The following is an 11,146-nucleotide window of genomic DNA, read 5'->3' as shown; positions in this document are numbered from 1 at the left end:
GAACTGCCAGCCGCCGGCGCTGAGGTCGGGCAGGGCCACGGTCGACTGGAGGGCGCCGCCGGAGAGCAGCCACAGCTGGTTGGTGTTGCCCTGGCTGACGACGACGTCGAGCTCGCCGTCGCCGTTGTAGTCGGCGGTGCCCTTGAGGGTCCATCCGGCGGGAACGGCGAAGGCGGCGCCGGCGGTCTCGCGCACGATGTCGCCGGGATTGTCGACATAGTAGGTGTCGTTGCCGGCGCCGCCGATCATGGTATCGGCTCCCGTTCCTCCATCGAGGATGTCGTCGCCGGCATTGCCGATCAGCGTGTCGTTGCCGCCGTTGCCGGTCAGAATGTTGTTGGCGTCATTGCCGGTAATGACATTGTCGGCGTCATTGCCGGTGCCGGTGATCGCGCCCGCACCGGCAAGAAGGGTCAGGTTCTCCAGGTTCGCGCCCAACGTGTACGAGATCGATGATTGGACGGTGTCCGTTCCTTCGCCTGCCTGTTCGACAATGATGTCACCGGGATTGTCGACATAGTAGGTATCGTTCCCGGTGCCGCCGATCATCGTATCAGCGCCGGTTCCACCATCCAGAGTGTCGTTCCCCGCACCGCCGATCAGCGTATCGTTGCCTGTATCGCCATAGAGGCTATCGTCGCCGCCGTTCCCGTACAGCGTATCATCACCGCTATTGCCATGAATGACGTCCGCAACCGATGTGCCGTTAAGCGTATCGTTGCTCGTCGTTCCCGCAAAGAGGTCGTTCAGGACCTGGATGGCCCAGCCTTCGGCGTCGACTCGATGGTACGCGGCATTGGTGTTCACGACGTTGTCAGCCCACGTCGTCCCATCATAGATCGTTACCGAGCCGGCAATCATGTCCTGCTCGAGTTCGGCGACCGGCAGCAGGTGGCCGCTTATCTCGAGAGAGAGCTCCTGCATGTCGGCGACCAGGCCGGAGATGTGCGGAGCGGCCTGACTCGTTCCTGAATAGGTAACAGTCCCTCCATTGTAGTTCGCGCCGGTTATCTGACCGCCGGGGGCAAAGATGGTGCTGAGGGACGTGCTGCGTTGGGAGAAGGAAGTGATCTGGTCCGGTGCGGTGCTGTAGTCGATGGCACCGTTGCTCCAGTAGAAAGATGTCCCCCAACTCCGATCCCAGACGGCACCAACAGACCAAGCATTGGGGTCAGCGGACGGCGATGCGACTCCTTGCGTCTGATAACTATAGTAGTTGTTTCCGGAGGCAACGACTACCGCGGTATCGTTAGCTACCAACGAGGCAAATTGGCTGGACCAATTAGAAGCCGTGGGTGTATTCAGGTTGTCGCCAGATCCGAGCGACATGTTTACGGCAACGATGTTGTAAGTCGCGCGATTGGCAATGACCCAGTTCAGCGCCTCCGTGATATCGATAAGGGAGGCCGAACTTGAGTAGTCAGGGAAGACCTTGAGCGCAATGATGTTCACGCCCGGCGCCATGCCGGGATAGGTCGAGTTCTGCGATCCGATGATGCTGGCGACGTTTGTGCCATGACCGACCGTGTCGGAGGCATTGGGATCGTTCGCGCCGGAGAAATCGTAGGAATAGACGATCCGATCGTCGATGCCGTCGTGGTTGGAGTCTGGACCGAAGAAGCTGTGGTTGAGGTCGATACCCGTATCGATGACGACGACGGAAACGCCGGCGCCGTTGATGCCGGCGAAACGCGGATCCGACTGGAAGGTGCCGAGATTGATCAGAGTGTCGTCGGGTTGCAGGGTCTGCGTTGTCGCATCCGGCGTCGCGGGTGTTGCCGTAAGCGGGATCACCACTCCCAGGGTCGCATCCTGGTTGGAAGGGGTGGACATCGTATCCACCGACGTGGCGGCGCCTGCGGCATCGTTGCTGCCGAACCACAACGACTGGCATTGAGGGCAATTGCAGATACTGGAGCTCATCGTTCGCGTCCTGCTTCGTCCCGATAACGGAGGAGGGGTGACAATATGAATTCGATCAGGCGGCGTTGGCCGGTGACGATCTCGGCGCTGGCCGCCATGCCGGGAGTTATCGACACGCGGGCGCCATCGACAGCGATGTCGGAGGCTGCGAGGCGGATGCGCACGGGATAGATCAGGCCGAGCTTGTCGTCCTTGTTGGCATCTCGGGAAATATCGATCACCTCACCCGAGAGCGTTCCGTAACGCGTGAAGGGAAAGGCATCGAATTTCACGGTGACCGGCTGTCCCGGGCGGATGAAGCCGATGTCCTTGTTGAGAGCCATCGCCTCGATCTCGGGCTGTTCCGCAAGCGGCACGACGTTCAACAGGGTATCGCCCGGTTTGACGATTCCGCCCACTGTCCAGGTCGCAAGATTGGTCACGGTGCCATCAATCGGCGATGTCAGCTGTTGCAGGTCGCGGCGCTTGCGCGCCTTCAGGATTTCCTGCTCGGCCGCCGACCGCTTTTCGAGCGCGTCCGCGCGCTCCTTGCGCCAGTTGCTCTCGCTTTCACGCTCGGCCTGCTGCCGCTGCTGCTCCGCGGCACGAATGGCGGCCTCCGCCTGTTGTCGCTTCTCGACAGCCGAAGCGAGCCCCTTCTCCGTCTCGATCAGCTGCTGTTGCAGTTCCGAAACACGCAGTCGCGAGGCGAGACCCTGCTTCGCCAGCCCGCTCATGCTCTCGGTGCGATCGCGCAGCAACGGCAGGACAGCGTTCAACCGTTCGATGTCTGTCTCGGCAACCCGCAGGTCGGCGCGGCGCTGCTCGATCTCGCCGTCGAGGGCAGCCAACTTTGCGATGCGCTCCTGCCATTGTGCCCTAAGGAGCTGGCGCGCTGCCTCAAGCAGCAGCGGATCGATCTTCTCGTCCTTGGGTGTCAGCGGTGCGGCGCTCGGCCCGCCAGCAAGCAGCGAGTCCAGGCGCAGAATGTCGAGCGTGCGGGCAACCCTCTCGCGCTCCATGCGGGCATAGTCGGCGGAAGCATCTGTCGGATCGAGATCGATCAGATCCTGTCCGGCCTTCACCCGGTCGCCATCCTGGACATGGATGGCGCGGATGACGCCGATCTCCAGCGGTTGCACCACCTTGGTCTTGCCGTGGGGAATCACCTTTCCGTCGGCGATGGCGACGACGTCGACCTTGCCGATGATCGACCATGCCACTGCGACGGCGAAGAAACCACAAAGCACCCAGATCAACCCCCGGCCGAGCGGTGAGACCGGGGTCTCCATGAGCTCGATCGCGGCCGGCAGAAACTCACGCTCCCTTTTGGGGAGCCGACGCTCGGTACGGCGCCGATCGGCGATCCAGGCGTCGCGCCATAATTCCCAATGTCTGGACAAGGAAGAGAGGGCCGTCACGAGCGTTCGCTCCTCGGTGCCACGCCGACGACCTGCCAGGGTGTGGTCGTCTGGGTCATTGTCGTCATGCCCATCTGCCGCCGCCACAGATCGGCATAACGGCCGTTGGCCCGCAGCAGGTCCGCATGCGTGCCATCCTCGATGATGCGACCGTGCTCGACGCTCAGGATGCGATTGGCCACGCGTAGGGCCGACAGCCGATGGGCAATGATCAGCACTGTGCGGCCGCGGACGATGGCCTGCATGTTCTTCTGGACGATCTCCTCGGATTCGGCATCCAGCGCACTCGTGGCTTCATCGAAGATCAGAATGCGCGGATCGGCCATCAGAGCGCGGGCGATCGCGATACGCTGGCGCTGCCCGCCGGACAGGTTGGCTCCGCGCTCCTCGATACGGCTGTCATAGCCTTCCGGCAGATCGAGGATGAAATCATGTGCGCCAGCGAGTTGGGCAACCCGCATGACGGCCTCGATGGGAGCGGCGGGGTCGGCGAGAGCGATATTTTCCCGGATCGTGCGGTTGAACAGGAGGTTTTCCTGCAAGACGACGCCGATCTGGCGCCGCAGCCAGGACGGATCCACGACACCGATATCCAGACCGTCGATGAGAATGCGTCCGCTGCTCGGCACATAGAGACGCTGCACCAGACGCCCCAGCGTGCTTTTGCCGGAGCCGGAGCGACCGACGATGCCGACGACCTGTCCCGCCGGCAGGTCGAGGGAGACGTCGCTCAGGACCTCCCGTGCGTCCGGTCGATAACGGAAAGACACATGGTCGAACACGATGTGGCCGGTTACGCGCGGTGGCGTCGCCCGGCTGGCAGTGTAGCGCGGTTCACTAGGGGTGTTCAGAATGTCGCCCAGGCGGGCGACCGATATGCGGATCTGCTGGAAATCCTGCCAGACCTGGCCCATGCGCAGAATCGGGCCGGTGACGCGGCCAACCAGCATGTTGATGGCTACCAGCTCGCCGACCGTGAGCTTGCCGCCGATGACCAGCCCGGCCCCGACCCACAGGATGGCGGCGGTCAGAAGCTTGCTGGTCAATTCGATGATGTGGCTTGCGATGACGGCGAGCTTGGTCACCCGGAAGGAGGCGCCGACATAGGCGGCAAGCTTGTCCTCCCAGCCTCTTTGCATCTGCGGCTCGACCGCCATCGCCTTGACGGTCTCGATGCTCGATACGTTCTCGACGAGAAAGGCCTGGTTTTCCGCGCCGCGGTCGAATTTCTCGTTCAGGCGGCGGCGCCACAGCGGCGCGGCGACGATTACGATGCCGATCCAGACCGGGATCGCCGCCATGACCATCAATGTGAGCTGCCAGCTGTAAAACCACATGATGGCGACGAACACGCCGGCGAAGGCGACGTCGAGGCCGATCGTCAGGGCCTGCCCGGTCAGAAACTGGCGGATGTTCTCCAGCTCGCGAACGCGGGCGACCGAATCGCCGACGCGTCGGGCGCCAAAATAGGCAAGCGGCAGGTTGACCAGGTGGCGGAACAGGCGGGCGCCGAGCTCGACGTCGATGCGGTTTGTCGTATGCGCCAGCACGTAGGCGCGCATACCGCTCAGAAGGACTTCGAAGATCGAGACGACGACGAGACCGAACACCAGCACGTCAAGCGTGCTCCAGCCCTTGTGGACCAGAACCTTGTCGATCACGACCTGCGTGAAAAGCGGTGTCACCAGCGCGAACAGCTGCAGGAACAAGGAGGCAATCAGTGCCTCGCCCAGCAATTTGCGAAAGCGAACCAGCGACGGAATGAACCATGTCAGGCCAAAGGGACGTTCCGGGCCCGACGCGCGCTCACGGGTCGTAATGGGAATGATCTCGCCATTCCACTGCGCATCGAAGGCGCTGCGCTGCTCGATGACCGGTTGGCCGGTAACGACATTCTGCAGCAGGACGCGGTCGTCGGTGGCACGCGCCAGCACCGTGAAAGTGCCATCCTTCAAGCAGGCGATTGCCGGCAGGACCGTGCCGGCAAGCCGTCGCGGCTGGACGCGTATAATATCCGCTCTTAGCTCCAGATGCTTGGCAGCCCGCAGGATATGTTCGGCGGAAAACAATTCGCCTTGCGGTGCAAATTTGTGCCTTAGCTGGTCGGGCTCGATGGGCTTGCCCAGAAATCGCAGCATCAACACCAGCGCAGAAAGACCACTATCAGCGCTGCCCTGTTCGTCGTCCGTGGCCACTTATGGCTACCCGTTCTGCGCAACTTCACATATTCATTATGAATATTTTCCCCACCATAACGAGAAAAGGCCACGGCCGCAGCAAAAACACACGCATATCTAGAATTTCATGAAGCCTTGGTTCTCGACCCGGGTATCGGCTTGGCGTGATTGTTGCGGTCCGGGGCGCTCGCGCTGTATGCAGCCGCGGGCGATACAGGAAGATCGCGGAGGATTGCAGCCTGATAATGTCTCCGTCTTCGGACAATGTACAATATCTCCGCTCGCCGGCTGCCATTCGGGAGCGTGCGGGCCAGGTCCTGAAGTATGTCGAGGACGGCCGTTCGCAGTGGTTTGCGCTCGATTCCGATGGGCTTGAAGCTGCCGTGCAGGCAACGCTCAAGGTGACGCGCGACCGGTTCTCCGACCCGGCTACGATTCCTTTTCATTCGCGTTGGCGGCATTTCGAGGCCGGAGGCCACGATCGGTGGGCCTCTCTGGCCCCTCGTTTCGAGGCCCTGTCGAAAGAGGAGGTGGCGCGGCGGCGAATGGATCTCGCCATCGTATCGGTGCTGCTCGATGCCGGGGCCGGTGCTGGCTGGTCGTACCGCGAGCCGGGCACGGGCGAGACCTATGCCCGCTCGGAGGGGCTGGGCGTGGCCAGCTTCCATATGTTCGCCAATGGCGCCTTCAGCCGCGATCCCAAGGGCGATCCGCTGCGCGTTGACGCCGAGAGGCTGTCGGCGCTTACACCGGTGGACGTCGCCCTTGGCTTCCAGGTCAAGGCGCACAATCCGCTGCTCGGCCTCGAAGGCCGGGCCGAGTTGCTGCGTAAGCTGGGGAGCGTTGGCCTCGAGCGCCCCGGAGCACTATTCGACCTCATCGCGAAAGATGCCGCCAAGATGAAGGCGGCCTCCATCCTGGCAGCTGTCCTCGACAGATTTTCCTCGATCTGGCCCTCGCGCCTGACGCTCGACGGCCAGCCTTTGGGCGACGTGTGGCGGCACCCGGCGATCGGGCTGGTGCCGTTCCACAAACTGTCACAATGGATGTCCTATTCCCTCGTCGAACCCTTGCAGGGGGCAGGTCTCGAGGTGGTCGAACTCGATGCGCTGACGGGCCTGCCCGAATATCGCAACGGCGGCCTGCTGATCGATGCCGGAGCCCTGCGGCCGAAGCAATCGGCGCTGCTGCAGGAGACCTTTGCGCCGGGTGATGAACCGATCGTCGAATGGCGTGCGCTTACCGTCGCGCTGCTCGACCGTGTTGCCGAGCACGTCCGGCTGCATCTGGGGATGGATGCTGTCCGGTTGCCGTTGGTGAAGGTGCTGGAGGCCGGCACCTGGTTCGCCGGCCGCAGGCTGGCGGCAGAGCGCCGCGCGGGTGGTGGCCCGCCGATTGCTGTCGCCAGCGACGGCACTGTCTTTTAGGAGTGGGGGAGAACAAGATGTCGTTGCCGCATTCGATCCATGTCGTTTCACATCCGTTGGTGCAGCACAAGCTCACCAAGATGCGCGACAAGCTGACATCGAGCGCGAACTTCCGGCGGTTGCTGCGCGAGATGGGGTTGCTGCTGGGATACGACGCCACGCGCGACCTGCCGCTGGTGCATACGCATATCGAGACGCCGATCGAGTCGATGGATGCCCCTCTGCTGGATGGCAAGAAGCTGGTGATCGTGCCGATCCTGCGCGCCGGCCTTGGCCTTGCCGAAGGGCTCATGGATCTCATGCCGCTGGCTCGCATGGGCCATGTCGGCCTCTATCGCGATCCGCGTACGCTCCAGGCGGTCGAGTATTACTTCCGCACACCCGGCGACATCTCTGATCGTGATGTCATCGTCTGCGATCCGATGCTGGCGACGGCACATTCGGCGATCGCAGCGGTGGATCGCCTCAAGGAGACCGGTGCCAAGCGGTTGAAGTTCATCTGCGTTCTGGCCTCTGAGCAGGGTGCCCGCGCCTTCGCCGAAGTGCATCCCGACGTGCCGGTCTTCACGGCGGCGGTCGATGCCAAGCTGAATGACCATGGCTATATTGTCCCCGGCCTCGGCGATGCAGGAGACCGCCTGTTCGGAACGAGGTAAGGGGAGAAACGCATGAGCCCGGATCTCAAGTACCTGCTCTATTCCGTCATTCTCACATTCATCCAGATGTTGGTCGCTGCGCTGGCTGCTGACAGGCAACTCGGCCTGAAGGCCCTTGCCGGCAACCGCGAAGGCCTTCCCGAGCTGATCGGCTTTGCCGGACGGGCTCGGCGCGCTCACGCCAACATGATCGAGAACATGGTTCTGTTCGCCGCGCTGGTGTTGATCGCCGCGGTGGCGGGCAAAGCCAACACGACGACCGCACTGGGTGCGCTCATCTTCTTCTGGGGGCGTGTGGCTCATGCGATCATCTACTGGATCGGCATTCCGCGACTGCGCACCCTCGCCTGGCTGGTGTCCGTGGTCGGGATGATCGTCATCGCCACCCAGCTCTTCTGATCGACGCGCTGCCGCGGCGGGCGATGGTTCGCCGCCGCCGCAGTGCTTGGGCATTTTGTCCAATTTAATCTCCTGACCCTCCTCTCGACATTGCGCTCGCATCGAGCGGGGAGGGAGAGTGAGAGCGTTAGTACGTTGGCTGTGTGCCGAGCCGGTTCGAGGCACCGTTCTGAATGTCCTGATGCTGGTGCTGCTGCTGGCCCTTGTCGGTAGCCCGGTAATCTTTGCCGCGACGGGTGCGGCCACGGTCATTCTCTTCGCGCTGTACGGATTGGTGAATGCCGGCAAGGCGGCCTTGTCACGGCGAGGCCGCGGCAGCCGCTTGCTCGAGCAATTGCTGACCTGGCTTCCGGGAGCCGTGGCGCTCTGTCTTGCCATCCTGGGACTGGATCTGGTTGTCACCAGCGGCGAGGGAAGTCCGCTGCAACGGCTTGGATTGCTGCTGTTCGCCTTCGAACTGGTGGCGCTAGCCGTCGTTACGGCGGACCTTTCCGGCCTGGCGCGCGGGCGTGCCTACGGCGGAGCGCTGTAGATGGACTTCCCCGTCTTTCATCTCGATATCTTCGGCAATCGTGGCCTGATCGCGATGATCGCGATCCTGCACGTCTTGATCAATCACGGACTGGCGGTCGGCATGATGCCGCTGTTGGCTTGCTTCGAATGGTACGGTGTCAGGAAAGGGGACAAGAGGTGGGACGAGCTGGCCTATAAGATCCTGTTCGTCAGCTTCATCATCACGACCACCATCGGCGCGTTGAGCGGCGTTGGCATCTGGCTTTCGGTTTCCCTGGTCAATCCCTATTCGATCGGCAGCCTGATCCGCGTCTTCTTCTGGGCCTGGTTCGTCGAATGGCTGGTGTTCATCACCGAGGTCTGCCTGATCGTTGCCTACACGCTGACCTGGAAGAAGTGGCGCGACGGCGAGGCCAAGCGCCGGCATGTCAGATTGGGATTCGCTCTCGGCCTGTTCTCCTGGATCACGATGGCGATCATCGTCTCGATCCTTGGATTCATGATGGACCCAGGCAACTGGCTTGCCGACAGCACGCTCTGGTCCGGGTTTACCAACCCGATCTATCTGCCGCAGCTCGCGTTCCGCACGCCGCTGGCCGCGACGATGGCCGGCATCATCGCCCTGTTCCTGGTGCCGTTCTTCGTGCCCCGCATCGACCCGTTCCGCCACCAAGCCATGCGCGCCATCGCTCTCTGGACGCTCTTCTTCGCGCCGTTGGTCGCTGCTGGAGGCTGGTGGTACTACAGCGTCGTCCCCTCGCTCATGAAGGACAACCTCGCGGTTTCGGCGCTCACCCTGGCCTTCAGCGGCTGGCTCGACGAACTTCTGTGGATCGCCGTCTTCACGGTGGTCGCTGTCGTCGCGGTGGTGCAGGTGGCGATCTCACGGCCCAATCTGCTGCCGCGCGTCGCCCTGATCTTCCCCTTGGTGGCGATCCTCTGGATGACCGGGCACTTCGAGCGCGTCCGCGAGTTCATCCGCAAGCCTTATGTCATCGGACGATACATGTACGCCAATGGCGTGCGGGTCGATGACTACGCGCTGCTCCAGCGCGATGGCGTGCTGGCCTATGCGACCTATTCCACGCCCCTCACGGAGGCGGAGAAGGCATCGGTCCCGAGCCGCCTCGACGCCGCGGAGCGCGACGCTGCGCTGGATCGGCTGCAGAAGGGCAAGGACGTCTTCATGGATACCTGCTCGCGCTGCCACACCACGCACGGCGTGAACGCGGTCGCCGCGCATCTGCAGCGCCTGTTCGGCAACCAGCCCTGGAAGCCGGATCTGACGCTGGGCTACCTCGAGAATATGCACAACGCCCAACCCTTCATGCCTCCCTTCCCGGGAACGTCGCAGGAGCTCAGCTTGCTCGCCCTCTACCTCGAACAGCTTCAACACAACACGACGCCAACGAGCGGTGCGCAGCAGGTCGGCATTGTCGTCAATGCGGCAGGGGCACAACGTCAGGCCGCCGGCGACAAGGGCCAGGGTGTCGGGCGATGAACCAGATCCCCATTCCTCGCGACATACCGCTGCCGCTGCCGACGCCGGAACCCGTTCTCGTGATCGTGCTGGTGGTCTTCTTTCTGATGCACATCGCCTTCGTCAACTTCATGGTGGGCGGTGCGCTGCTGGCCTTCTATTACGAACTGCGCGGCCTGAAGGAGAAGCGCTACGATACGTTGGCCTACGAGATCGCCTCGACGATCACGGCCAACAAGAGCATTGCCGTCGTTCTCGGCGTCGGGCCGCTGCTCGCCATCAACACGCTGTATACGGTTTATTTCTATACGGCCAATGCGCTGACGGGAACGTTCTGGATCTCGATCATCCCCCTCGTGGTAACGGCCTTCCTGCTCACCTATGCGCACAAATACCTCTGGAAACGGATGGCGCGGAGGAAGCTGCTCCACCTGGCCCTTGCCTTCGCTGCCTGCCTGATCTTCCTGTTCATTCCGCTGATCTTCCTCGCCAACATCAACCTCATGCTGTTTCCGGAGAAGTGGGGAACCGTTCAGGGGTTCCTGTCGGCGCTCACCTTGCCGAACGTTTTCCCGCGCTATGCGCATTTCCTGCTTGCCTGTCCGGCGATGACCGGCTTGCTGCTGGTATGGCTGTTCCGCCGCAAGACCATGGAGGAAGCCAATGTCATTGGGTTCGAGCGCGCCGAGCTTATACGCAAGGGCTATTCCTGGGCATTCTGGCCGACCGTGGGACAGTTCGTCGTCGGACCCGTCGCCCTGCTGACGTTGCCGCATGTCAGCGGTTCGACCGGTCCGACCACGGCGGTCTTCGGGCTCTCGCTCCTCGCCTCGCTGTGGATGGCCCTCTTGATCTTTGTCGAGGTCGGACGGCCGGCGGAACGCATCGGCCGAAGCTTCGCGAGCATTTGCCTGCTCATGCTCTCGGTTCTGGTGCTCATGGGCGCAGGGCGCCACCTTTACCGCGAGGCATCGATTGCGCCCCATCGTGAGCTGGTGAAGGCCAAGACTGAGGATTACGTGCGGCGCGTCGGAGAAGCGAACCGGATGGCTCATCCGGCAGGAGATCAGCGGCGGCCATAGCGGGGGACGTCGCGATGTCCCCGATGCTGCGACATCGCCCGATCTGACAGACCTGTGTCCAATTCTGGCAAGATCGCACGACAAACGGA

Annotated in this window: 9 protein-coding genes; 6 read left to right on the top strand and 3 right to left on the bottom strand. The window is 62.6% G+C overall.

The features are described 5' to 3' along the window. The 3 genes from B5D62_RS20135 to B5D62_RS20125 all read right to left on the bottom strand — a co-directional run. Window positions 1-1,923: S8 family serine peptidase (locus B5D62_RS20135; RefSeq protein ID WP_170921037.1), on the bottom strand; the 1,923-nt coding region annotated here is incomplete at its 3' end. Continuing rightward, window positions 1,920-3,194 (bottom strand): HlyD family type I secretion periplasmic adaptor subunit, encoded by a 1,275-nt coding sequence (locus B5D62_RS20130; protein WP_139373986.1) that lies wholly within the window; start codon window positions 3,192-3,194, stop codon window positions 1,920-1,922. The genes B5D62_RS20135 and B5D62_RS20130, both read right to left, overlap by 4 nt. 125 nt (window positions 3,195-3,319) lie before the next feature. Then, complete coding sequence (locus B5D62_RS20125; protein ID WP_269435112.1) at window positions 3,320-5,518, bottom strand: type I secretion system permease/ATPase; 2,199 nt, start codon at window positions 5,516-5,518, stop codon at window positions 3,320-3,322. Window positions 5,519-5,745: 227 nt separating this feature from the next. On the opposite strand from B5D62_RS20125, the gene B5D62_RS20120 reads away from it, so the two are divergent. The 6 genes from B5D62_RS20120 (at window position 5,746) to B5D62_RS20095 (ending at window position 11,057) form a co-directional block, all read left to right on the top strand. Further along, window positions 5,746-6,927 carry a URC4/urg3 family protein gene (locus tag B5D62_RS20120; RefSeq protein WP_085935717.1) on the top strand — a complete coding sequence of 394 codons (1,182 nt, stop codon included), beginning with the start codon at window positions 5,746-5,748 and terminating at the stop codon, window positions 6,925-6,927. Window positions 6,928-6,944: 17 nt separating this feature from the next. After that, window positions 6,945-7,583 carry a uracil phosphoribosyltransferase gene (upp, locus tag B5D62_RS20115; protein ID WP_085935716.1) on the top strand — a complete coding sequence of 213 codons (639 nt, stop codon included), beginning with the start codon at window positions 6,945-6,947 and terminating at the stop codon, window positions 7,581-7,583. Window positions 7,584-7,595: 12 nt separating this feature from the next. Beyond that, on the top strand, window positions 7,596-7,982 hold the full coding sequence (locus B5D62_RS20110; protein WP_085935715.1) for an MAPEG family protein: 387 nt from the start codon (window positions 7,596-7,598) through the stop codon (window positions 7,980-7,982). 118 nt (window positions 7,983-8,100) lie between these two features. Then, window positions 8,101-8,514, top strand: a complete 414-nt coding sequence (locus B5D62_RS20105; RefSeq protein ID WP_139373985.1) for a hypothetical protein — start codon at window positions 8,101-8,103, stop codon at window positions 8,512-8,514. Next, window positions 8,515-9,996: a cytochrome c gene (locus tag B5D62_RS20100; protein ID WP_139373984.1), complete on the top strand. Its 1,482-nt coding sequence runs from the start codon at window positions 8,515-8,517 to the stop codon at window positions 9,994-9,996. It begins immediately after the preceding gene. Further along, entirely contained in the window at window positions 9,993-11,057 is a 1,065-nt protein-coding gene (locus tag B5D62_RS20095; protein ID WP_085935713.1) for a hypothetical protein, read from the top strand. Before B5D62_RS20100 ends, B5D62_RS20095 begins: the two co-directional genes overlap by 4 nt. Window positions 11,058-11,146: the final 89 nt, after the last annotated feature.

The organism is Enhydrobacter aerosaccus, from assembly GCF_900167455.1.
GTDB lineage: Bacteria > Pseudomonadota > Alphaproteobacteria > Reyranellales > Reyranellaceae > Reyranella > Reyranella aerosaccus.
This window is presented reverse-complemented; position numbering and strand designations above follow the sequence as displayed.

Coding starts and splice junctions, on each gene's coding strand:
- B5D62_RS20095 (WP_085935713.1), top strand. CDS start 9,993: ATGAACCAGATCCCCATTCCTCGCGACATACCGCTGCCGCTGCCGACG.
- upp (WP_085935716.1), top strand. CDS start 6,945: ATGTCGTTGCCGCATTCGATCCATGTCGTTTCACATCCGTTGGTGCAG.
- B5D62_RS20110 (WP_085935715.1), top strand. CDS start 7,596: ATGAGCCCGGATCTCAAGTACCTGCTCTATTCCGTCATTCTCACATTC.
- B5D62_RS20130 (WP_139373986.1), bottom strand. CDS start 3,194: ATGGAGACCCCGGTCTCACCGCTCGGCCGGGGGTTGATCTGGGTGCTT.
- B5D62_RS20100 (WP_139373984.1), top strand. CDS start 8,515: ATGGACTTCCCCGTCTTTCATCTCGATATCTTCGGCAATCGTGGCCTG.
- B5D62_RS20120 (WP_085935717.1), top strand. CDS start 5,746: ATGTCTCCGTCTTCGGACAATGTACAATATCTCCGCTCGCCGGCTGCC.